The 22,388-nt window shown below is 70.7% G+C and carries 23 protein-coding genes; 7 read left to right on the top strand and 16 right to left on the bottom strand.

Annotated features, from left to right (window positions below; all coding sequences use genetic code 11):
- Nucleotides 1–36: 36 nt before the first annotated feature.
- Nucleotides 37–1,812 carry a S8 family serine peptidase gene (locus ACJQWL_RS09200; RefSeq protein ID WP_330969215.1) on the bottom strand — a complete coding sequence of 592 codons (1,776 nt, stop codon included), beginning with the start codon at nucleotides 1,810–1,812 and terminating at the stop codon, nucleotides 37–39.
- Nucleotides 1,813–1,974: 162 nt separating this feature from the next.
- On the opposite strand from ACJQWL_RS09200, the gene ACJQWL_RS09195 reads away from it, so the two are divergent.
- Complete coding sequence (locus ACJQWL_RS09195; RefSeq protein WP_330969214.1) at nucleotides 1,975–2,430, top strand: nucleoside deaminase; 456 nt, start codon at nucleotides 1,975–1,977, stop codon at nucleotides 2,428–2,430.
- Nucleotides 2,431–2,439: 9 nt separating this feature from the next.
- Here ACJQWL_RS09195 and ACJQWL_RS09190 read toward each other — a convergent pair whose 3' ends face one another.
- The 11 genes from ACJQWL_RS09190 to ACJQWL_RS09140 form a co-directional block, all read right to left on the bottom strand.
- Entirely contained in the window at nucleotides 2,440–2,904 is a 465-nt protein-coding gene (locus tag ACJQWL_RS09190; RefSeq protein ID WP_330969213.1) for a DUF2269 family protein, read from the bottom strand.
- A gap of 5 nt (nucleotides 2,905–2,909) precedes the next feature.
- Nucleotides 2,910–4,196 (bottom strand): SDR family oxidoreductase, encoded by a 1,287-nt coding sequence (locus ACJQWL_RS09185; protein WP_330969212.1) that lies wholly within the window; start codon nucleotides 4,194–4,196, stop codon nucleotides 2,910–2,912.
- A gap of 133 nt (nucleotides 4,197–4,329) precedes the next feature.
- Nucleotides 4,330–5,736 carry an ATP-dependent protease ATPase subunit HslU gene (gene hslU, locus ACJQWL_RS09180; RefSeq protein ID WP_330969211.1) on the bottom strand — a complete coding sequence of 469 codons (1,407 nt, stop codon included), beginning with the start codon at nucleotides 5,734–5,736 and terminating at the stop codon, nucleotides 4,330–4,332.
- Between the two features lie 87 nt (nucleotides 5,737–5,823).
- Entirely contained in the window at nucleotides 5,824–6,375 is a 552-nt protein-coding gene (gene hslV, locus ACJQWL_RS09175) for an ATP-dependent protease subunit HslV (protein WP_330969210.1), read from the bottom strand.
- Nucleotides 6,376–6,529: 154 nt separating this feature from the next.
- On the bottom strand, nucleotides 6,530–7,402 hold the full coding sequence (gene xerC / locus ACJQWL_RS09170; protein WP_330969209.1) for a tyrosine recombinase XerC: 873 nt from the start codon (nucleotides 7,400–7,402) through the stop codon (nucleotides 6,530–6,532).
- Nucleotides 7,403–7,430: 28 nt separating this feature from the next.
- Nucleotides 7,431–8,105, bottom strand: a complete 675-nt coding sequence (locus ACJQWL_RS09165; protein WP_330969208.1) for a DUF484 family protein — start codon at nucleotides 8,103–8,105, stop codon at nucleotides 7,431–7,433.
- Nucleotides 8,102–8,962 carry a diaminopimelate epimerase gene (gene dapF, locus ACJQWL_RS09160; protein WP_330969207.1) on the bottom strand — a complete coding sequence of 287 codons (861 nt, stop codon included), beginning with the start codon at nucleotides 8,960–8,962 and terminating at the stop codon, nucleotides 8,102–8,104. The genes ACJQWL_RS09165 and dapF overlap by 4 nt, the downstream gene beginning before the upstream one ends.
- Nucleotides 8,955–9,260, bottom strand: a complete 306-nt coding sequence (lptM, locus tag ACJQWL_RS09155; protein ID WP_330969206.1) for an LPS translocon maturation chaperone LptM — start codon at nucleotides 9,258–9,260, stop codon at nucleotides 8,955–8,957. Before lptM ends, dapF begins: the two co-directional genes overlap by 8 nt.
- Before the next feature lie 37 nt (nucleotides 9,261–9,297).
- Nucleotides 9,298–9,702: a YbaN family protein gene (locus tag ACJQWL_RS09150; protein WP_330969205.1), complete on the bottom strand. Its 405-nt coding sequence runs from the start codon at nucleotides 9,700–9,702 to the stop codon at nucleotides 9,298–9,300.
- A 33-nt stretch (nucleotides 9,703–9,735) separates the two neighbouring features.
- Complete coding sequence (locus ACJQWL_RS09145; protein ID WP_330969204.1) at nucleotides 9,736–11,949, bottom strand: S9 family peptidase; 2,214 nt, start codon at nucleotides 11,947–11,949, stop codon at nucleotides 9,736–9,738.
- A 259-nt stretch (nucleotides 11,950–12,208) separates the two neighbouring features.
- Nucleotides 12,209–13,036, bottom strand: coding sequence for a polysaccharide deacetylase family protein (locus ACJQWL_RS09140; protein ID WP_330969219.1), 828 nt, complete (start codon nucleotides 13,034–13,036; stop codon nucleotides 12,209–12,211).
- A 116-nt stretch (nucleotides 13,037–13,152) separates the two neighbouring features.
- Here ACJQWL_RS09140 and grxD point away from each other — a divergent pair, with 116 nt between their 5' ends.
- Nucleotides 13,153–14,091: a Grx4 family monothiol glutaredoxin gene (grxD, locus tag ACJQWL_RS09135; RefSeq protein WP_330969203.1), complete on the top strand. Its 939-nt coding sequence runs from the start codon at nucleotides 13,153–13,155 to the stop codon at nucleotides 14,089–14,091.
- A gap of 115 nt (nucleotides 14,092–14,206) precedes the next feature.
- On the opposite strand, the gene ACJQWL_RS09130 is transcribed toward grxD, so the two are convergent.
- Nucleotides 14,207–14,749 carry a DUF924 family protein gene (locus tag ACJQWL_RS09130; RefSeq protein WP_330969202.1) on the bottom strand — a complete coding sequence of 181 codons (543 nt, stop codon included), beginning with the start codon at nucleotides 14,747–14,749 and terminating at the stop codon, nucleotides 14,207–14,209.
- A 117-nt stretch (nucleotides 14,750–14,866) separates the two neighbouring features.
- On the bottom strand, nucleotides 14,867–15,538 hold the full coding sequence (locus ACJQWL_RS09125; RefSeq protein ID WP_411300855.1) for a lysozyme inhibitor LprI family protein: 672 nt from the start codon (nucleotides 15,536–15,538) through the stop codon (nucleotides 14,867–14,869).
- A 65-nt stretch (nucleotides 15,539–15,603) separates the two neighbouring features.
- On the opposite strand from ACJQWL_RS09125, the gene ACJQWL_RS09120 reads away from it, so the two are divergent.
- On the top strand, nucleotides 15,604–16,107 hold the full coding sequence (locus tag ACJQWL_RS09120; protein WP_330969200.1) for a GNAT family N-acetyltransferase: 504 nt from the start codon (nucleotides 15,604–15,606) through the stop codon (nucleotides 16,105–16,107).
- Nucleotides 16,108–16,149: 42 nt separating this feature from the next.
- Nucleotides 16,150–16,995: a DUF817 domain-containing protein gene (locus ACJQWL_RS09115; RefSeq protein WP_330969199.1), complete on the top strand. Its 846-nt coding sequence runs from the start codon at nucleotides 16,150–16,152 to the stop codon at nucleotides 16,993–16,995.
- Nucleotides 16,996–17,013: 18 nt separating this feature from the next.
- Here the strand turns inward: ACJQWL_RS09115 and ACJQWL_RS09110 are convergent, their stop codons facing one another.
- On the bottom strand, nucleotides 17,014–17,334 hold the full coding sequence (locus ACJQWL_RS09110; RefSeq protein ID WP_441005013.1) for a YnfA family protein: 321 nt from the start codon (nucleotides 17,332–17,334) through the stop codon (nucleotides 17,014–17,016).
- 10 nt (nucleotides 17,335–17,344) lie between these two features.
- Nucleotides 17,345–18,121, bottom strand: a complete 777-nt coding sequence (locus tag ACJQWL_RS09105; protein ID WP_330969197.1) for an AMP nucleosidase — start codon at nucleotides 18,119–18,121, stop codon at nucleotides 17,345–17,347.
- A 221-nt stretch (nucleotides 18,122–18,342) separates the two neighbouring features.
- On the opposite strand from ACJQWL_RS09105, the gene ACJQWL_RS09100 reads away from it, so the two are divergent.
- From ACJQWL_RS09100 to ACJQWL_RS09090, 3 genes are all read left to right on the top strand, one after another.
- On the top strand, nucleotides 18,343–19,788 hold the full coding sequence (locus ACJQWL_RS09100; protein ID WP_330969196.1) for an amidohydrolase: 1,446 nt from the start codon (nucleotides 18,343–18,345) through the stop codon (nucleotides 19,786–19,788).
- Complete coding sequence (locus ACJQWL_RS09095) at nucleotides 19,785–21,098, top strand: amidohydrolase family protein (protein ID WP_330969195.1); 1,314 nt, start codon at nucleotides 19,785–19,787, stop codon at nucleotides 21,096–21,098. The genes ACJQWL_RS09100 and ACJQWL_RS09095 overlap by 4 nt, the downstream gene beginning before the upstream one ends.
- Nucleotides 21,099–21,398: 300 nt before the next feature.
- On the top strand, nucleotides 21,399–22,340 hold the full coding sequence (locus ACJQWL_RS09090) for a DegV family protein (RefSeq protein ID WP_330969194.1): 942 nt from the start codon (nucleotides 21,399–21,401) through the stop codon (nucleotides 22,338–22,340).
- The last annotated feature ends 48 nt before the right edge of the window (nucleotides 22,341–22,388 follow it).

The following is a 22,388-nucleotide window of genomic DNA, read 5'->3' as shown; positions in this document are numbered from 1 at the left end:
CGCGGGCCCTGCTGGTTCAATGGCTAGCGGTGTTGCTCAGTAATTGACCGATGCGGTAGCCGAGCATTCGGACGTGCCGGCATTGCACACCCGGTAGGTCGCGGTGCCCCTGCCCTTGAGGCCATCGGTGTAGCTGCCGGCGTTGCTGATTGCCGAGGCGATCTTGCTGCCATCGCGGAGCACGTCCACGGTGACCGCGCCGCCGCTCCAGGCCAGCCCGACCTGGGTGGTGCCCTTGGACTTGCCGTAGTTGTAGGCGGTGAGCCCGGCCGGGGCGCCAACCGGATCGGGGCCCGGACCCGGGTCGGTACCGCCACCGCCACCCAGCAGCGCTTCGGTGGCATCGAAGGTCTGCACCAGGCCGTTGCCGTAGTAGTTGTCGCGGCCGGCCGTACCCAGGTCAAGCGCGGTGGCGTTCATCGCGTCCCGGACCTGCTGGTTGGTCGCGCTCGGGTCCGCGCTCCAGATGATCGCCGCGGCGCCAGCCACGTGCGGCGACGCCATCGACGTGCCGTCCAGGTAGGCGTAGCCGCTGGTGTTGGTTTCGGCAATGGTGCTTACGTTCGCGCTTTGTCCGAGCGAGCCCGCCACCAGGGCCTGGCCGTCTTCCTGGCTCATGCTGATGCCCGGGATGCTCGAGGCGCCGCCCAGCGTGCCGGAAAAGCCGCCCGGCACGTTGTTGTAGACCACTGCGGCGACGCCGCCACCGGCGGTCACGTTGGCGACCTTGTCGGCGAAGCTGATGTCGCCGCGTTCGCACAGCACCACCTTGCCCGCCCAGCTTCCCGCGCTGGTGCACCGCCCACCGCTGGCCATCGCGCCACTGGCGGTCGACTGCACGCTGCCCTCCAGCGCGGAGACGATGAAGCTCGCGCCACCCACCGACATGGCCGCATCACGCGACGGGTAGGTGCTGAGCACGCCAACGCCGGGCGCGGCGATCTCGACCTGGTTGTTGTACTGCGAGAAGCTGGCGACGGCGTTGTTGCTGTCGATTGCCGCCACCGAAACGACCGAGTCATACGAGGCCGGGTAGCTGAGCGTGGAATTGCCGTCGTTGCCGGCCGCGGCGATGCTGAGCACGCCCTGGCTGTTGAGGGAGTCGAAGGCATTGCGCTCGGTGGTGCTGGCACCGCCGCCGCCCAGGCTCATGTTGATCACCTTGGCACCCGCTGCCTCGCAGCGGTTGGCCGCGTCGACCAGGGTCGAGGCATAGCTCCAGCCGCAGCTCGCGCCGTCGAACACCTTGACGATGTGCAGCGAGACCTTGCCCGGGCTGACGCCGACCACGCCGGAATTGTTGTTGACCGCGGCGATGGAGCCGGCAACGTGGGTGCCGTGCCCGCAGCTGTCGGTGTTCCAGTTCTGGCCGGCGCTGGCGTAGCCGGACATGGAGACGCCGGCGAAATCCTCGTGGTTCGCGTTGATCCCCGAGTCGATCACGCAGACCTTGATGCCGGTGCCATCGGCACCGACCGCCCAGGTTTCCGGGGCCTGCACGCTGTTGATACCGTAGGGCGTGACCTGCCCGCTCGGGTAGCGCGGCGCGTCGGGCTCGATGTACTCGACGTCGGCGCGGTTGCGCAGGCCCTGCAGTGCCTGTGGCGGCAGGGTCACCGCGATCGCGCGTTGCTTGTCCAGGCGACGGTGGATGTTGCCGCCGGCGCCGCGCACCGCGGCTTCTACGCTCGCGGCCTTGCCTGCCTTGAACTTCACGATCACGCGGTTCGCGTCCGGCTGGGCAGCCATCGCGGCGCCAGTGACCATGACGATAGCGGCGCCCAGCGCCAGTACGATTGCCTTGTGCTTCATTTTTTGAAGTTTTCCCCGAGATTGGAATTGGATCGCGGCGCTCGACACGTGAGTCGCGCCGCCCCGGAACTTAACATCCACTGACTCCCGGCAGTTGTGCGTTGCACCATCAGCATGCTAGGCGAGCATGTGCTCGACACACCCTTCCAAACGAGTCCCGACATGATTGAAACGCCCGACTACCGCGCCCTGCTGGAGACCGCCCTCGAAGAAGCCCGCACCGGCCTGGCCGAGGGCGGCATCCCGATCGGCGCGGCGCTATACCACGCCGACGGACGGCTGCTGGGCTGCGGACACAACCGCCGCGTGCAGGAAAACGACCCCTCGGTGCACGGCGAAACCGACGCGTTCCGCAAGGCCGGCCGCCAGCGCCGGTACCGCGACACCATCATGGTCACCACGCTGGCGCCGTGCTGGTACTGCAGCGGGCTGGTGCGCCAGTTCAACATCGGTACCGTAGTGGTCGGCGAATCGTTCAACTTCCGGGGTGGCATCGACTGGCTGCGCGACAGCGGGGTGGAGGTCATCGACCTCAACGACACGCGCTGCATCGACCTGCTGGGCGACTGGATCGCCGCCAATCCCGAGGTCTGGAACGAAGACATCGGCGAGGACTGATCGCGCCGGTCAGGTGGGCTTGGCCACCATCAGCCAGAAGATCCAGACCACCGCCAGGAACGCCGGCCAGCCCAGCCAGAACCACCAGCGCATCACCCGGTGGTATGCCGCCGGCAGCGGGCGGGACGCGCGTGCCGCTTCAACCGCCAGGTTGCGCGCCCGCACCTGCAGGTACAGCACCGGCAGCCAGCACGCGCCCACCAGGAAGAACAGCGCCAGCGCCACCTGCAGCCAGTACCACTGGTAGGGATTGCCCAGCCGGCTGGCCATCCACAGCCCCGTCGCCAGTTGCACTGCGACCGCGGGCGCGGTGAAACACGCATCGGCCAGCACCACCGTCCGCGCCGTGGCCGCGATGTGGGCGACGTCGCCGCGCCGATGGGCGGTCCACATGAAGAAGGCGATGCCCAGTCCGGTCCCGAACAGGAGCGTCGAGGCAAGGATGTGGACCCATTTCACGACGAGGTAGGTCATCGCCGCTATCGCCTGTCCGCCAGGACCCATGCAACGGCCACCGCCGGGATCACCACCAGGTTCTTGGCCAGCCCGCCGAGTGGATCGAGCCAGCTGGCCGGAAGCAGCAGGCCGAACACCAGCGTGTAGGCAACCACCGCCAGCAGCATCACCGCCAGCGCCGCGCGGGGCCGCCAACCACTGGCCAGCCACAGCGCCAGCAGCAGGTCGACCACGCCCCCCGCGCGTGCCAGCAGCACCGGTTCCAGCGCCGCCAGAACGCCGTCACCAGCGAGCGCTTCGATCCGCGCCGCGGGCGTGGCGAAGCCGGCCCAGGCCGACAGCAGCCACAGGACGACCAGCGCGGCGCGCAGCAGCGGGCCCAGCAGGTGGAGTTGCGCGTGCCAGCGGTCCTGTACCTGGCTCGGCCGCGCGGCCAGTACGTCGGCCAGCGCGCGCGGCGCGGTGCCGAAGACCGAGGCCAAGCGGGCATGGGCGTCGGGGGCGGCGACGTTGCCGCGCCGGAGCATCCGCCACATGGTGCGGCCCATCGGACCGGCTCCCACCGCGTCCATCACGGCCACCGCCCCCCCGACGAGGGCCTCGGGCACGCGGATGACGGCGCGACCGGGAACCCGCAGCCACGATCGCCAGTGCTGCTGGTACTCGGCAAGCGACATGGCCTGCGGACCGGCGACGTCGAACACACCGCTCCCCGCCTGCAGGGCGCGCACGACCAGCACGCCCAGGTCTTCCGCGGCCAGCGGCTGCAGCTGCCATTCGCCCCTGCCCGGCAGCCACTGCGCGCCGGGTGCCGCGGCAAGCGCCCGCAGCAGCGAGGTGCCGCCGTAGCTGCCGGCCACGGCGTACACCACCGAAGGGCGGAAGACGACCGCCTCCAGCGGCAGCCGGGAGAGCGCCTCGTCGAAACGGTGCTTGGAGGCGATGAACCCGCCGTCGCGCGGGTCGCCCAGCGCGGAGATCTGCACGAAACGCCCGACCCCGGCGGCGACGCACGCCCGGGCCAGCGCGAGCGGGCCGTCGTGGTGCACCTGCTGGAAGGTGTTGCCAGGCGATTCGCGCAGGATGCCGGCCGCGTTCACCACCGCGTCCGCGCCCTGGAGCGCGTGCGCCCAGTGCGCGGGCTGGCACATGCGTGCAACGTCGCACTCGCGTCCGTCGGGCCCGGGCGGCAGCGAGCCCGGACGCTTGCCCTCGAGCACCCGGTACCCGGCCGCCCGCAACGCCGAAACGATGAACCCGCCGATGAACCCGCCGGCGCCGACTACCAGGACCGTCCCGATCTGCTGCACGCGCCCACCTGCCCCCTGAATGCGCCGCACACGCTAGCAGGGCGGAGGCGGGACGTCGCGCTTCGGGTGGAGGAAGGCGCGGTGGCGGATCGGCAGTGCGGGATCAGGGCCGGGGGACAGGGCCGCCAATGGGTCAGAGGATGTAGCGGCTCAGGTCCGGGTCCTTGACCAGCTCGCCCAGGTGCTCCTCGACGTAGGCGCGGTCGATGGTGACCTGCTGGCCGTCGCGGTCGGGCGCCTCGAAGCTGAGCGTGTCGAGCAGCCGCTCGAGCACGGTGTGCAGCCGGCGGGCACCGATGTTCTCCTGGCGTTCGTTGACGGTGGCGGCGATCTCGGCCAGCCGATCCACGGCATCGTCGGTGAAGGCCAGCGACACGCCTTCGGTCTTCATCAGCTCCACGTACTGCAGCGTCAGCGCGGCCTTGGGCTCGGTGAGGATGCGCACGAAGTCGTCCTTGCTCAGCGCGCCCAGCTCGACCCGGATCGGGAAGCGGCCCTGGAGTTCCGGGATCAGGTCCGACGGCTTGGCCAGGTGGAACGCGCCCGAGGCGATGAACAGGATGTGGTCGGTCCTGATCGACCCGTACTTGGTGCTGACGGTGGAACCTTCCACCAGCGGCAGCAGGTCGCGCTGCACGCCTTCGCGCGAGACATCGCCACCGCCGACGTTCTCGCCGCGCTTGGCGACCTTGTCGATCTCGTCGATGAAGACGATGCCGTGCTGCTCGCAGGCCTCGATCGCCGCCTCCCGCACCTCGTCCTCGTTGACCAGCTTGCCGGCCTCCTCCTCGATCAGCAGCGTGCGTGCGGCGCGGATCGCCAGCGACTTCCTCTGGGTCTTGCCGCCGCCGATCTGGGAGAACATCTGGCGCAGCTGCTGGCCCATCTCCTCCATGCCGGGGGGGGCCATGATGTCGACGTTGGCCACGGACACGGCGGCATCGATCTCGATCTGGCGATTGTCGAGCTCACCGTTGCGCAGCTGCTGGCGCAGCTTGCGCCGGGTCTCGGACTGCTGCGCGGAGGGTTCGGCGCCGATGTCCACGGTGGTGGTCGCCTGCCCGGGCGAGCCGAAGCCGAAACCGCCCGGCTGCTTCTCGCGGCTGGGCAGCAGTGCATCCAGGATGCGGTCCTCGGCGCGTTCCTCGGCGCGGGTCCGCACGCGCGCCTTGGCCTGCTCGCGGTAGAGCTTGACCGCGGTGTCGGCCAGGTCGCGGATGATCTGCTCGACGTCCTTGCCGACGTAGCCGACCTCGGTGAAGCGCGTCGCCTCCCCTTTCACGAACGGCGCATTGGCCAGGGTCGCCAGCCGCCGCGCGATCTCGGTCTTGCCCACGCCTGTGGGGCCGATCATCAGGATGTTCTTGGGCATGACCTCGTTGCGCAGGTCATCGTCCAGCCGGCTTCGGCGCCAGCGGTTTCGCAATGCGATGGCCACCGCGCGCTTGGCGTCGGACTGGCCGATGATGTGGCGGTCGAGCGCCTGCACGATCTCGCGCGGGGTCATGGTGGCGTTTGACGTATCGGGGGTATTGGGCATGTCTTGGGAGGTCTTGTGGGAGCGGCTTCAGCCGCGATCGGGAGCGGGTTCGGGCGACCGGGCATCCGGTCGCGGCCGGGGCCGTCCTTACAGTTCTTCGACGACCACGTTGCGGTTGGTGTAGATGCACACGTCGCCGGCGATGTTGATCGCCTCGGTGGCGATCGTGCGGGCGTCGAGCGGGGTGTGGGCCATCAGCGCGCGCGCGGCCGACAGCGCGTACATGCCGCCCGAACCGATCGCGATGATGCCGTCCTCGGGCTCGATCACGTCGCCGGTGCCGCTGATCACCAGCGACGTCTCGCGGTCGGCGACGGCGAGCAGCGCCTCGAGCTTCCCGAGGCGGCGCTCGGTGCGCCAGTCCTTGGCCATCTCCACCGCGGCGCGGGTCAGCTGGCCGTGCTTCTCGAGCTTGGCTTCGAACAGCTCGAACAGGGTGAACGCATCGGCCGCGGCACCGGCGAAGCCCGCGATCACCTGGTTGTCGCGGCCCAGGCGGCGCACCTTGCGGGCATTGCCCTTCATCACCGTGTTGCCGAGGGTGACCTGGCCGTCGCCGGCGACCGCGACGCGGCCGTCGCGCCGCACCGAGACGATGGTGGTGGCGTGGAAGCGGGTGGGGTTGTGGCTGGGGTCCATGCGGCCTCCGTGGGTCGAGCCCCTTGGATGGGGGCCGTCGCCGGGTCGCGCAAGGGTTCACGTGCCAGCGGTTGTAGGAGCGACGTGAGTCGCGATCCGGTCCGGCACCCCGCGGTCGCGACTCACGTCGCTTCTACAGGAACGCCGACGGGAGCTACGGCTTGCGCTTGGCACGCGGGTGCGCGGCGTCGTACACCCGCGACAGGTGCTGGTAGTCCAGGTGCGTGTAGATCTGGGTGGTGGCGATGTCGGCGTGGCCGAGCAGCTCCTGCACGCCGCGCAGGTCGCCGGAGGACTCGAGGATATGGCTGGCGAAGGAATGCCGCAGCAGGTGGGGGTGCACCCGCTTGAACAGCCCCTGGCGCTGGGCCAGCACGCGCAACCGCAGTTGCACCGCGCGCGGCGTGATCGTCCCGTTTCGCCCGGGGAACACCGGCGTGTCCGCGCTGCCGCCGGATTCGCGCTTCCAGTGCTCCAGCGCCTTGATGGCATGCGACCCCAGCGGCACGATGCGCTGCTTGCCGCCCTTGCCCAGCACGTGGACCAGCCCCTCGCCCAGATGCAGGTCGCGCCAGTGCAGGCCGCACAGCTCCGACAGGCGCAGGCCGGACGAATAGAACAGCTCCAGCAACGCGCGATCGCGCACCCCCAGGGGCGCATCGGTGGGCACTTCGACCAGCGCCTTGGCCTCGTCCGGGTCCAGCACCTGCGGCAACTTGCGCGGCGCCTTCGGCGCGCGGATCGCGGCCGCCGGGCTGGCCGCGATGCGGCCGTTGCGGAGCAGCCAGGCATAGAAGCTCCGGCACGCGGACAACCGCCGTTGAAGGCTCTTGGGCGACAGCCCGCGTCGGTGTTCAGCGGCCACGAAGGCCCGCAGTTGTTCGGCCTGCAAGCCCTCGAGCGCGCCCGCGTTGCCGGCGGCCCAGTGCGACAACGCGTCCAGGTCACGCCGGTAGGCGGCAAGCGTGTGCGGCGATACCCGTCGCTCGACGGCCAGGTGCGAGAGGAACCGGTCGACCACGTTCACTGGAGGGCTGGCCGCCGCGCCACCGGCCTCAGCGCGCCCCGCGCGCCAGCGCCGCGGCGAACGCCTCGCCCATCATCCGCAGGAACAGCGTGCCCATGCCGGGGAAGAAGCGGTTGGCATCGCCACTGCCGACCGCCACCAGGCCCAGGCCGGGCAGCGGCAGCAGCGCGGTGGACTGCACGTCACCGGCGCGGTCGCCATACAGCACGTCCTGCTTGGCAGGCTGCAGGCGCCCGCACAGCGGCGCGCCCTCTGCAAGGCAGTCGGCAAACGGCGCCAGCCGCGCGTCGGCGGCGTCGACCACCTGCAGCCAGTCGGCCGCCTCCAGGCCGTCGATGGGCTCGAACAGCACGATCCGCACCAGGTCGCCATTGAAGTCCTCCGCCAGCGTGGCGGCCATCGCCCGCACCACGTCGGCCGCCGTGGGCTGGCGCATCAGCACCAGGGTGAGCTGGTGGGTCCGCACGGCGAGCCGCTCGTTCTCCTGCGCGTTGCCGAACAGCTCGTGCAGGCGGCGGGTGAGTTCGCGGTTCTTGTCGCGCAGCACTTCAAGCTGGTAGCTGGCCAGCGACGCCGCCGGACCTTCGTCGCGCGGCACCACCAGGGTGAACGCCAGGTCGGGGAACTGCTGCAGGAATTTCGGGTGCCGCCGCAGCCAGGCCGCCACTTCGTGCGCGCCCAGCGATTCGCGTGTTTCGCTCATGCCAACCACTCTCCTTCGAATACGAATGCCGCCGGCCCGGCCATGGTGATGCCCGCGGCATCGTCGGGCCAGTCGATCTCCAGCTCGCCACCGGGCAGCGCCACGGTCGCGCGACGTCCGATGCGCCCCCGGCGCACCAGCACCGCCGCCGCCGCGCAGGCGCCGCTGCCGCAGGCCAGGGTCTCGCCGACGCCGCGCTCGAACACGCGCAGGCGGATGCGATCGCCGCCCACCACCTGCGCAAAGCCGACGTTGGCCGAATCCGGGAACGCCGGCTGCGCCTGCAGCCAACGGCCCAGCGCCGCCACCGGCGCGGTATCCACGTCCGCCACTTCGATCACCGCGTGCGGGTTGCCCATCGACACCGCGCCGAACGCGACGGTGCCGCCGTCGGCCTGCAGCGTGTAGGTATCGGCTTGCTCGAACCCCGCCAACGGGATGCGCGCCGGTTCGAACGCCGGCACGCCCATCGCGATGCGATAGCGGCCGTCCCCCAGGGGCTGCGCGTCATGGCGACCGGAGGGGCTGGCCAGGGCGAAGCCGCCCTCGCCGGCAGCGCCATCGCGTACCAGCCACGCCGCGACGCAACGCGCGCCGTTGCCGCACTGCGTGGCGGCACTGCCGTCGCTGTTCCAGATGCGGTACGTAGCGACGGCGCCCGTGTCCGGCGCGTCCTCGATGGTGAGTATCTGGTCGCACCCCACGCCGGCGTGGCGATCGGCCAACGCCCGGCACAACGCCCGGGTGGGCGGCGCGCGGCCGCCGCGCAGGTCGAGCACGACGAAGTCGTTGCCCGCGCCATGCATCTTGCTGAAACGCAGCGGGGTCGAGCCGGGCGCGGTGGCCCGGTCAGCCATTCCCGTCGTCGTCGGCGCTACCCGGTGGTGTGTCGTCGACCGGTGGCTCGGCGGTGTCGCCGGTCGCCTCGGCCTCGTCCACCAGCAGGCCGTCCTCGACCACTTCGTCGCTGGTGTCGGTGTCGGCCTGGGCCGGGGCGAGCTCCGGGAGCAGGCCGCCGGTCGCGGTAACCGGGGCACGTTCCGGGTCGAGCGGGACGTCGGTGGCCTGCACCAGCGGCCCCTTGTTGCCGCAGGCGGCAAGCGAAAGGGCCAGCAGGGCGGGGAGGATCAGGGTCGTTGCGGGGCGGATGTCCATCGCCGCAGTGTAGCCCCGGCGCCGGCGGCTGCGAAGCTCAGCGCGGCGGTTCCGGCCGCCGCCACAGCCAGGCGCCGACGACGGCCATGATGGCGGTGCCGGCCACGGCCATCCACGGCTGCGGTGCAGTCAGGAACATGAGCGCCGCGCACAGCACCATCGTGCCCAGCGCCAGCACCTTGGAGCGCCGGGCGACCGCGCCGTGCACCTGCCAGTCGCCGATCATCGGCCCGAACCGCGGATGCCCGAGCAACCAGCCGTGCAGCCGCCGCGAGCCGCGGCCGGCGGCGTATGCCGACAGCAGCACGAAGGGCACCGTCGGCAGCCCCGGCACGACGACACCGATGATGCCCAGCCCCAGCGCGACGTAGGCCAGCAGCCACCACGCCCAGCGCAAGCGCGACGGTGGTGCGGCCTCGCGCCCCGGCAGGTCGGGACTCATCGCGGCCGGCCGGCCTGGCGACGCGCGGCCGGGTCAGTCACCCGTCGGGACGGCCTGGCCCGGGGACGCCACCCCCAGCCGGTCGAGCGCGAAGGCATACATCTCCGCCATCTCGCGGTAGCGGCGGAAGCGACCCGACTTGCCGCCGTGGCCGGCATCCATGTTGGTGCGGAACACGACCGGCTCGGTGCCGGTGTTGAGGTCGCGCAACCGGGCGACGTACTTGGCCGGCTCCCAGTACTGCACCTGCGAGTCCCACAGGCCGGTGCCCACGAATGTCGCCGGGTACGCCTGCGCCTTGAGGTTGTCGTACGGCGAGTACGACAGCATGTAGTCGTAGTACTTGCTGTCCTCCGGGTTGCCCCACTCGTCGTACTCGTTGGTGGTCAGCGGGATGCTGGCGTCGAGCATGGTGGTGACCACGTCGACGAACGGCACCTGCGACAGGATCACCCGGTAGTCGTCCGGCGCCATGTTGGCGATCGCGCCCATCAGCAGGCCACCGGCACTGCCCCCGTACGCCGCCACGCGGTCGGGTGCCGCCACGCCCTGCTCCACCAGGAAGCGGGTCACGTCGATGAAGTCGGTGAAGGTGTTCTTCTTGTTGAGCAGCTTGCCCGCGTCATACCAGGCCCGGCCCATCTCCTGCCCGCCGCGGATGTGCGCGATGGCGTAGACCACGCCGCGGTCGAGCAGGCTGACCGCCGGCAGGTTGAAGGTCGGGTCGATCGAGTTGCCGTAGCTGCCGTAGGCGTACTGCAGCAGCGCGGCGGTGCCGTCCTTCGTGTAGCCCTTGCGGTAGACCAGCGACACCGGGATCTTCGTGCCGTCGCGCGCGGTCGCCCACAGGCGCTCGGTCTGGTATTTGGACGGGTCGTAGCCGATCACCGGCTGCTGCTTGAGCTGCCGGCGCTCGCCGTTGGCAACGTTGACCTCGAAGGTCGTCGCCGGCGTGGTCATGGAGGTGTAGCTGTAGCGCAGCCAGTCGGTGTCGGGCTCGGCGTTGGTCGACAGGCCGATCGAGTACGCCGGCTCGTCCACCTGGACGTAGTCCTGCGAGGCATCGGCACTGCCCGGCGCGCCGCGCAGCAGGCGCAGCCGTTCCAGGCCGCCGGAGCGTTCGGCCACGGCGGTGAAGCCGTCGAACAGCTCGAAGCCGTCGATGAACACGTCGTCGTCGTGCGCCACCCAGTCCTGCCACTGCTCGCGCGAGGTGGCGTCGCTGGGCGCGGTCACGATCTTGAAGTTCTTCGCAGGCTTGCCGTCGGCGCCCGGTGCGTTGGTGCGGATCACCCAGCGGCCACCGTGGTGGTCGGCGTCGTACTCGACGTCGCGCTGTCGCGGCGCCAGCACGGTGAACTCGCCCGGATCGGCCGCAGGCGCGCAGCGCATCTCGCTGGACACGGTGCTTTCCACGCCGATGCAGATGTAGCGGTCGTCGCGGGTACGGCCGATGCCCATGTAGAAGCTGTCATCTTCCTCTTCGTACACCAGCGCGTCGTCGCTGCCCGGCGTGCCCAGCACGTGCTTCCGGACCCGCACGGTGAGCAGGGTGTCGGGGTCGTTCTCGACGTAGAACAGGGTGCGGTTGTCGTCGGCCCAGACCAGGTTGGCCGAGACGCCTTCGATGCGGTCGGAATGGACCTCGCCGGTTTCCAGGTTCTTGATCCGGATGACGTACTGGCGGCGACCGACGTCGTCCTCGGCCCAGGCCAGCAGGCGGTTGTCCTGACTGACCTCCCAGTCGCCGACACTGAAGTAGTCCTTGCCGGCGGCCATGGTGTTGACGTCGAGCAGCACCTGCTCGCCGTCGAAGTCACCGGCGTCGTTGGCGGCCTGGATGGACACCGCGTCGGTGCCCTCGCCGTCGCGGCGGCGCGCATGGATCGGGTAGTCCTGCCCGGCCTGGAAGCGGCTGTAGTACCACCAGCCGCGCTCGCGGTAGGGCACCGAGCTGTCGTCCTGCTTGATGCGCCCGACGATCTCTTCGTACAGCGCATCCTCCACCGGCTTGAGCGGCGCCATCACCGCGTCGGCGTAGGCGTTCTCGGCGTTGAGGTAGGCCAGCATGTCCGGCGCCTTGCGGGCGTCGTCGCGCAGCCAGTAGTACTCGTCATTGCGCTGCGCGCCATGCGGGGCCTCGACCATGTGCGGGCGGCGCTCGGCATCGGGCGGGGTGGGCAGGGTCTGGGCGGTGGCGCTCGTGGTCAGGGTCATCAGCGATGCAAGCAGTAGCGTGGGCTTCATGGGATGGGGTCCGGGGGCGGTGGGCGCAACGGGGTCGGCGGACTTTCGCATATCCGCGGGTGGCGCGTGCCGCCTGCCCATGCGCCCGGAGACGTCCGACCGTGGCCCTCATCCGCGTGGAGGGGCGGGTCCAGCGGAGTTTGACCGGGAACCCGCGCCGGCCCGCCCGGCCCCTCGCCGTTGGAACGCAACGTCGGCGACCGCGGTCTGTTGCTCCGCCATTCTTCGTGTCATGCGTGGCGGGAGATTCCGCTCCGGATCAGCCCGGGTCGACGAGGCGTTCGTGCGAGCGTGCGCCCGCCAACTGTTCCGGCAGCACCGTGCGGTAGCCCAGCGCGTCCAGCCGGTGCAGCAGCAGGGCGAGGATCTCCAGGTTGCGGCCGTGCGCGGCACCCTCGTGCAACAGCACGATCGCGCCCGGCCGCAGGCCGCGTTCGATGCGCGCAACCACCGCGGTCGGGTCGGCGGCCACCGCGTCGAAGCCGCGCGCGCTCCAGCCCACCCGCGCCAGGCCGTGCCGGCGCAGCGGTGCGTGCACGAACGGGTTGGCCATCCCCACCACGGCGCGGAACCACCGCGGCGGCACGCCTGCGAGCTCGGCCAGCACCGACTGGCCGCGGTCGATCTCGTCGCGCATGCGCGAAGGCGGCAACGCCCAGAACCATGCCGATGGATGCCCGGCACTGTGGTTGCCCACGCCGTGGCCACGCTGGACGATCGCACGCACCAGCTCGGGCCGAGCGCGGGCGCGGTCGGCCACCAGGAAGAACGTCGCGCGCGCACGGTGCGCATCCAGCAGCTGCAACATCGCCTTGGTGTCGCCGGACGGCCCGTCGTCAATGGTCAGCCAAACGACCGGTTCAAGTGTGGGCAACCGGGTCAGCACCGGGCCGAACAGGCGCGAGGCCGGCCACAGCGTTCCCCATAGCAGCGCACCGTGGGTCAGCAGCAGCAACGGCACCCCCACCCGCCAGCCCCACTGCCACCAGGCGGCCACCAGCACCACCTGCGAGGCAGCGAATGCCCACGCCCATGCGTGCGGCCATCGCGGCGGGCGGTGCGGGTCGGCGGGGGTGGCGTCGGTCATGGCGGCGATGATGCCACCGCGCCACGCCGGGCCAGATCCCAGGGCACGGGCCACGGCGGGTCGACGACGCGGCGGGCGTACAATCCACCTCCCCAACGTCGTTCCCGGATGTCCGTATGTCGATCGCCCCCGCCCTGCAAACCCGCATCGAAACCCTGCTTCGCGACAACCGCGTGGTGCTGTTCATGAAGGGCCAGCCCCGGGCGCCGCAGTGCGGCTTCTCGGCCAAGGCGGTCGGCGCGCTGGACGCGCTGGATGTCGAGTACGCGCACGTGGACGTGCTGTCGGATCCGGAGATCCGCGAAGGCATCAAGGCCTACGGCCAGTGGCCGACCATCCCCCAGCTGTACATCGGCGGCGAACTGGTCGGCGGCAGCGACATCATCGGCCAGATGGCCGCCAGCGGCGAACTCAACGCCGCGCTGGGCCTGCCGCCACCGGACCGGACGCCGCCGCGGATCAGCATCAGCCCGGCCGCGGCGAAGATGCTGCGCGAGTCGGTGGCGGGCGCCTCGGCGCAGGGTGAGTTCGCGGTGTCGGTGGAAATCGATCGCGCCTTCGTCTCCAAGCTCGCGCTCGCGCCGCATGATGCCGACGCCATCGCCACCGAAGTGGACGGCGTGCGCGTGCAGTTCGATGCGGCCAGCGCCCGCCGTGCGCGCGGCATGTCGATCGACTGGGCCGACGACGCGCGTGGCCGCGGCCTGGTGATCGACAACCCCAATGCGCCGCCGAAGGTCCAGCCGGTCAGCGCGACCGATGCCGCGGCCCGCGTGCAGGCCGGCAAACTCACCCTGGTGGACGTGCGCCCCGGCGAGGAGCGGGCCAGCGCATCGGTCAACGTGCCGTTCGAAACCCTGGACGGCGATGCCGCGCTGGCACGGGTCGAGGCCCTGCCCAAGGACACGCCGCTTGCGTTCCTGTGCCACCACGGCCAGCGCAGCGCGCAGGCCGCCGAGCATTTCCGCGGACTGGGCTTCACCCGGGTGTTCAATGTCGTCGGCGGCATCGACGCCTGGGCCAAGCAGGCCGACGCGTCCGTGGCGCAGTACTAGGCGGGAGCCGGCGCGCTGCGGTCATCGCAGGCGCGCCCCGTTCGTCCATCCCCGGCCGGCGTACTGGACCGGGTAAAGGACTCCCGGGAGCAGGCCCCGGACCCGCGGATCCAGATTAGCTGCCGAATCCACCCTCGGCGAGGAACGCCTGCTCCTGGGCGGTGCTCTCGCGGCCCAGCACCTCGTTGCGGTGCGGGAAGCGACCGAAGCGCTCGACGATGCCGTGGTGGTGCTGCGCCCACTTGATCGCGCCCGCGTCGCCGGTGGCGGTGTTGAGCTCGACCGAACGCTGCTGGTCGTCGAGTGATTCGGAATGCATGAACGGGATGTAGAAGAAGCGCTGCAGTTCCGGCGCGACCTGTACGTCGAAACCGGCCTGGATCGCCGCATCGGCCACGCGCCGGGCGCGCTCGTCGCCCGCGTAGGCCTTCGCGCTGTCGCGATGGATGTTGCGCGGGATCTGGTCGAGCAGGATCACCAGCGCCAGCGCGCCTTCGGCATCGGACTCCCAGTCCTCCAGGCCGCCCGCCACCGCCTCGTCGGACGCATCGCCGAAGGCCATCTCGCACATGTCGTCGAAGGTCTCGTCCTTGGCGAACCAGCGCTCGGGGCCGGCATCGCGCCAGAAATCGACGACTTCCTTGGCGGTCACGGTCATGGAATCTCCTTGGTGCTTCAAATGGGCCGACTACGGTAACAAGTCCGGCTCCGGAACCGGGTGACCCGGGCCGCTGGCGCAGCCCGGGCCCGCTTTCGGCCGGGACGCCGCAGATGTTCAGATGTCGTCGGCGTCGTCCTCGTCGCCACCGTCGCCCAACTGCGTTTCCAGTTCGGCGAACCAGCCCAGGGTGATGCCTTCCAGCGTGACCGCGTGGATCAGCGGACGGATGCCGCCGCCGGCATAGCTGGCCGCGATGAAGGCGGCATAGCGTTCGCGCAGTTCCAGCCAGGTCGCGTGCGCCATCTCGAACGTCGCCAGCGCCTCGCCGTCGAGCTGGGTGCGCAGGTGCGACACCAGCGTGCGCAGGCGCACGTCGGCGGCCTCGAACGCTTCCCCCGCGCGCTGCTGCATCTGCGCGTCGCTGATCTCGTCCACCGCGACCTGGCGCGCCACGTCCTCGGCCTGGCTGAAATAGCGGTCGGCGATGCGCGCCGCGGTCTCGGCCTGGCCGATCAGCCGCGCCTCGAAGCGGCGCAGGTCGCCCAGCGATACCTCCGCGCGTTCCAGGCCCTGCTTGAGCGCGAGCAGCTTCTCGTGGCGGTCGATCGCCTCCACGCTTGGGCGGCGCTCAACCCGCCGCTGGACGAAGTAGAACGCCCAGGTCAGGGCGGCGCCGAGCACCAGGTACAGGGCCTGCTCCATGCGGGTTTCCTCCGGATCGGGGCCGGGGAATCCCGGCAGCGCACCAGTGTGCCGCGTATGCATCGCACCGGCTGCGATGGGCATTGCCGGATGCTGCAGGGCGCGGCACGCTTGACCGGCCGGCACCCGCGCCGGCCCCGGAGCACCCCATGCACATCCGCCATAGCGGCCCCGGCGACATCGACGCGGTCCGTGCCATCTACGCCCAGTCCAGCAACCACGCCGCCACCCTGCAGCTGCCCTACCCGTCCCGCGCCCTGTGGGAGACGCGCCTGGCCGGCACCGACGAGCACTTCCACAGCCTGGTCGCGTGCGAGGCCGACGAGGTGCTCGGCCAGATCGGCATCGCGACCCACGCCCGCCACCGGCGCCGCCACGTCGCCAATATCGGCATGGCGGTTTCGGAGCAGGCGCGCGGGCGCGGGGTCGGCCGGGCCCTGCTGCAGGCGGCGGTCGAGCTGTGCGAGGGCTGGCTGGCGGTGCACCGGATCGAGCTGGAGGTCTATACCGACAATGCCGCGGCAATCGCGCTGTACGCGTCGTGCGGCTTCGTCCGCGAGGGCACGGCGCGCGGCTATGCCTGGCGCGATGGCGGCTACGTCGACGCGCACCTGATGGCGCGGCTGTCGGGTCCGCTTGGCGGTGCCGGCTGAGCCTGGGCTACGCTGCCCACCCCCCCGCCCCCGTTGCGCCCCATGCCCCTGCACGCCTTCGATGCGGCACTGTCCGATCCCACCGCGCGCCCGGACCTGTCGGGCCTTCGCCGCGGCGTGGTCGAGCTGCTGTTCTTCGGTGCGAAGGAAGCGCGCGCGTGCCTGTTCGCGGTGGTGATCTTCGCTTCGATGGTCATCGTGCCGCGCGAGGGGGTGCTGGGCCTGCCCCGCTACGACGCACTGCTGGTGGTCGCGGTGCTGGCGCAGTGGGCGATGCTGGCCACGGGCCTGGAGACGCGCGACGAGCTGAAGGCGATCACCCTGTTCCACGTGGTCGGCTTCGCGCTTGAGGCCTTCAAGGTCTCACCGGCCATCGGCTCGTGGTCCTACCCCGATCCGGCCTGGACCAAGGTGCTGGGCGTGCCGCTGTTCTCGGGTTTCATGTACGCCGCGGTGGGCAGCTACATCATCCAGGCCTGGCGGCTGCTGGACGTGCGCATCCGCCACCATCCGCCGTACTGGCTGGCCACGCTGGTGGCGGTGCTGATCTACGCAAACTTCTTCACCCACCACTTCATCGGCGACTACCGCTGGTACATCGCCGCCGCCGCGCTGGGCGTGTACGCGCGCACGACCGTCAGCTTCCGCCCGCTGGACCGCGAGCGGCGCATGCCGATGCTGCTGGCGTTCGTTCTGATCGGCTTCTTCATCTGGCTGGCAGAGAACTTCAGCACGCTGATGGGCGTGTGGGCCTACCCCGACCAGCTCGGCGCGTGGTCGACGGTGCACGTGGGCAAGTGGAGCTCGTGGTCGCTGCTGGTGGTGATGACCTTCACCATCGTCGCCCACCTCAAGCACATCAAGGACCGGATCCACGTGCCGGACTGAGGCCGGCGCGCACGCCGGTCAGCCGCGGGGGGCGAATGCGATCACCGCCATCCCGGCCAGCACCAGCACCGCGCCCAGCACGTCCCAGCGGTCCGGTCGCACGCCGTCCACCGCCCACAGCCAGCCCAGCGCGGTGACCACGTACACCGCGCCGTAGGCCGCGTAGGTGCGGCCCGCCTCGAACGGGTGCAACGACAGCAACCACGCGAAAGCCGCCAGCGACACCGCCGCGGGCAGCAGCACCCAGGCCTCGGCCCTGCCGCGCAGCCACAGGTACGGCAGGTAGCAACCGACGATCTCCAGCAGCGCGGTGAGCACGAACAGCCCGGTGGTCTTCAGCATCGCCGGGTCACTCGTCGAAACGCAGGTGCCGCACCGACTTGCCGTGGCGGCGGATCAGCCGCAGCGCCTCGATCCCGGCCTGGACGTGGTTGTCGACGTACTCGCTGGTCACGCGCGCGTCCGACAGCTCGGTCTTGACCCCTTCCGGGATCATCGGCTGGTCCGATACCAGCAGCAGCGCGCCGCACGGGATGCGGTTGGCGAAGCCCGCGGCGAAGATGGTGGCGGTCTCCATGTCGATGGCCATGCAGCGCATCACCCGCAACCGCTCCTTGAACGCCTCGTCGTGCTCCCAGACGCGGCGGTTGGTGGTGTAGACCGTGCCGGTCCAGTAGTCGTGACCCAGGTCGCGGACCATCGTCGACACCGCGCGTTGCAATGCGAACGCCGGCAGTGCCGGCACCTGCGGCGGGAGGTAGTCGTCGGACGTGCCCTCGCCGCGGATCGCCGCGATCGGCAGCACCAGGTCGCCGAGCTGGTTCTTGCGCTTCAGTCCGCCGCACTTGCCCAGGAACAGGACCGCCTTGGGGCAGATCGCCGACAGCAGGTCCATCAGGGTGGCCGCGTTGGGGCTGCCCATGCCGAAATTGATCAGGGTGATGCCGTCGGCGGTCGCGCTGGGCATCGGCCGGTCCAACCCGACGACCTGCGCGCCGGTGAGGCGCGCGAAGGTGTGCAGGTAGCCACCGAAGTTGGTCAGCAGGATGTGCTCGCCGAACCCGTCCAGGGGCACGCCGGTGTAACGGGGCAGCCAGTTGCTGACGATCTGGTCTTTGTCTTTCATCGGGAATTGGGAATTGGAATTGGGATGGGAATGGTGAGGGGGATGCGAGAGGGGAACGGGCAGAGCTTAAGCCCCGGCCCCGTGGTGCCGGCGGCCGGACTGCCAACCCGGTCACGGCCGGCCATGACCATCGTCAGGGTTGGCAGCCCGCCGGGCCACCGCTACGGTGCGGGAGCTGTCCATCGCGCCCGCGGGCGCCGCACCTTCCGGGGATCCCCACCATGCTTCGACCTCACACCGCCGCGCTGGCGACGGCGCTTGCCGCCGCGCTCGCGTGCGCCGCCGCCGCGGCCAGCGAAGCGCCGTCGCGCTTTGTCGCCGACCCCTACCCCAGCACCTACCAGGCGATCGCCACCGGCCCGGTGCTGCTGGCCAACGCCACCGTGCTGACCGGCACCGGCGAACGCCTGGAGGGGGCCGACGTGCTCATGCAGGGCGGGCGGATTACCGCGATCGGACGCGGGTTGCAGGTGCCGGCCAACGCCACGCGCGTGGACGCCACCGGCAAGTGGGTGACGCCGGGGCTGATCGACGTCCACTCCCACCTGGGCGTGTACGCCAGCCCGGGCATGCACGCGCACAGCGACGGCAACGAGGCCACCGCGCCGGTAACCGCCGCGGTATGGGCCGAACACTCGGTGTGGCCGCAGGACCCGGGCTTTGCCGCGGCGCTGGCCGGCGGCGTGACCTCGCTGCAGGTCCTGCCCGGCAGCGCCAACCTGGTCGGGGGGCGCGGCGTCACGCTCAAGAACGTGCCGGCCAGCACCTACCAGGCGATGAAGTTCCCCGGGGCGCCGTGGGGCCTGAAGATGGCCTGCGGGGAGAACCCCAAGCGGGTGTACGGGCAGAAGGGCGGGCCGTCCACGCGGATGGGCAACGTCGCCGGCTACCGCGCCGCCTTCATCGACGCGTCCGAGTACCTCAACAAGAACACCCCCAGGACCACGCCGCGCAAGCGTCGCTGGTGGCAGGGCGCGGACGCGGTGGACAGCGACTCCGACAGCGGCGGCAAACGCGACCTCAAGCTGGACACGCTGGCCGGCGCGATGAACGGCGACATCCTGGTGCACATCCACTGCTACCGCGCCGACGAGATGGCCACCATGCTCGACCTGGCCGACGAGTTCGGCTTCAAGGTGGCCGCCTTCCACCACGGCGTGGAGGCCTACAAGCTGTCCGACCGGCTGGCCGAGGAAGGCGTGTGCGGCGCGCTGTGGGCCGACTGGTGGGGCTTCAAGATGGAAGCCTTCGACGGCATCCAGGAGAACATCGCGCTGGTCGACCGCCCGGACGGCAGCTGCGCGATCGTGCATTCCGATTCCGACGAGGGCATCCAGCGCCTCAACCAGGAAGCGGCCAAGGTGATGGCCAGCGCCGGGCGCGCCGGCATCCAGATCGCGCCGGAACGCGCGATCCGCTGGGTCACCGCCAACCCGGCACGCTCGATGGGCATCCTCGAAGACACCGGCACCCTGGAGGCCGGAAAGATGGCCGACGTGGTGCTGTGGAACGGCAACCCCTTCAGCGTCTATGCGCACGCCGAACAGGTCTACGTCGATGGCGCACGCCTGTACGACCGCAACGACCGCAGCCGCCAGCCGGCATCGGACTTCATGCTGGGACAAGGCGCCACCGACGCCGCGGGAATGACCGGAGGCGTGCGATGAACCGCTTTGCGACCAGGGCACTGACCGCCGCCATGCTGTCGTTGCTGGCCTTGGGCGCCAGTGCCCAGGACCTGCTGATCCGCAATGCCCGGGTCCACACCGCGGGCAGCCAGGGCACGCTGGAAAACGCCGACGTGCTGGTGACCGGCGGCGTCGTGCGCCAGGTCGGCGCCGGGCTGGCCGCACCGGCTGGCGCGCAGACCGTGGACGCACAGGGGCGGCCGCTCACGCCGACACTGTTCGGCGGCATCACCGGCATCGGCCTGGAGGAAGTCTCCGGCGAGCGCGGCACGGTCGATGCCGCCCTGGGCCTGGGCGCCGACACCAAGCAGATGACGGTACGCCCTGAGTTCGACGTCACCCTGGCCTACAACCCGGCCTCGGTGCTGGTGCCGGTGGCGCGGGTGGAAGGCATCGGCTGGACCCTGCTGGGCGCCAACACCACCAGCGGCGGTTCGATCATCGGCGGCCAGGGCGCGGTGGTGCGGCTGGACGGCGACCCCGACCCGATCGGCGGCAGGGTGCTGTTCGTCGACCTGGGCAGCGGCGCGGCCGGGCTCAGCGGCAACTCGCGCGCGGCGCAATGGATGATCCTGGACCAGCTGATCGACGAAGTGCGCGGCCGCATCGGCCCCGATGCCAACGCCGCGCTGCTGACGCATGCCGGCCGGCGCACGCTGGCGCGTTACCTCGACGGTGGCGGGCGGGTCATGGTCGACGTCCACCGCGCCGCCGACATCCGCCAGTTGCTGCGCTGGTCGGACCGCCACGGCGTACGGATCGCAATCGTCGGCGGCGCCGAAGCGTGGAAGCTGGCGCCCGAACTGGCCGCGGCCAAGGTGCCGGTGTTCGTGGATCCGCTGGGCAACCTGCCGGCCAACTTCGACCAGGTGGGCGCGACCATGCAGAACGCCGCCCGGCTGCACGCCGCCGGCGTCCCGGTCAGCTTCGCCCAGAGCGGCGATGGCAGCCACAACGCGCGCAAGATGCGCCAGTTGGCAGGCAACGCGGTGGCCGCGGGCCTGCCGTGGGAGCAGGGCCTGGCGGGCCTGACCACCGTGCCGGCGCAGGCGCTTGGCGTCGGCGACACGGTCGGGCGCATCGCCCCGGGCCAGCGCGCGGACATGGTGCTGTGGAGCGGCGACCCGCTGGAGGTCAACGCGGTCGCCCTGCAGGTCTGGATGGACGGCCGGGCGGTCCCGATGCGCAGCCGCCAGACCGAACTGCGCGACCGCTACCTGCGGCCCCGGGTGCCGGCCGACAACGGCGGCCTGCCGCGCGCGTATCCGTCCGGGGACACGCGTCGCTGACGGGTCCCCCGCCGCACCGCTGCTGACGCACGCGCCGCGTCGCCGCTGGCCTCGCGGCGATTGCGTGTTCCGTGTCCGGGCCCGGCCGCGCAGGTGCGACCGTCGCCTGCAGCCACCGACTTCCTCAAGTAGCGGCGGGGCCGGCCGATACCGGATCAAGCGGTCCGGCGCCTCCATGGCGGGTAGCCCGATCCCGCGCGGGCCGGGAATGCCGGCACCGCGATGCAGCGTGAGCCGGCCGCGCGGCCAATGTATGCTCCGCGTCACATTTTGGTGGCCGTTACCACCCCTGGGGGAATCATGCGCATTGGACTTGTCGTCGACTCGGCCTGCGACCTGCCGTTGGAGTACCTGCAGCAGCACGACGTGACGGTGCTGCCGATCACCGTGCGCATCGGCGAGGCGGTGCTGGCCGACCACCGTGACGAGCAGGCCACGCTGGAGTTCCTGCATGCCCACGTCGCCGAGCGCGGCGCCGAGGCCGAGACCATGCCGTTCACGGTGCAGCAGATCCAGGAGCTGTTCCTCAAGCGCCTGGTGATCGATTACGACTACGTGTTCTGCATGACCATCACCCGCTCGCGCAGCCCGATCTTCGACAACGCGCAGCAGGCCAGCTTCGCCATCCTCAACGAGTACAAGCCGGTGCGCGCGGCGGCGGGCAACACCACGCCCTTCGCCCTTCGCGTGGTCGACACCCAGAACCTGTTCTCGGCCCAGGCCATCACCGCGGTGGAAGCCGTGCGCCTGCGCGACGCCGGCGAAGGCGCGCCCAAGATCCGTGCCCGCCTGGAGAACCTGGCCCTGCACACCCAGGGCTACATGGTGCCGCGCGACCTGTACTACCTGCGCGCCCGCGCACGCAAGAAGAACGACCGCAGCGTCAGCCTGCTGAGCGCGGCGCTGGGCAGCGCCCTGGACATCAAGCCGGTGCTGCACTGCAACCGCGGCGAGACCGCACCGGTGGCCAAGATCAAGGGGTTCGAGCAGGCGGTCGAACGGCTGTTCGACTTCACCATCAAGCGGGTCCGCGCCGGCCTGATGACGCCCACCGTCGCGCTGAGCTACGGCGGCGAGCTGGAGGAAATGCGCGCGCTGCCGGGCTACAGCCGCCTGAAGGACGCCTGCAGGGAGCACAACATCGAGCTGTTCGAAAGCGTCATGAGCCTCACCGGCATGGTCAACGTCGGCAAGGGCGCGCTGATCGTGGGCTTCGCCGCGGAGACGGCGCCGTTCGAGTAGCCGGTCCTTTGCAGGAGCGGCTACTGCCGCGAGCGGTCTTGCGGCACC

The organism is Novilysobacter viscosus (genome assembly GCF_046600715.1).
Classification (GTDB): Bacteria; Pseudomonadota; Gammaproteobacteria; order Xanthomonadales; family Xanthomonadaceae; genus Lysobacter_C; species Lysobacter_C viscosus.
This window is presented reverse-complemented; position numbering and strand designations above follow the sequence as displayed.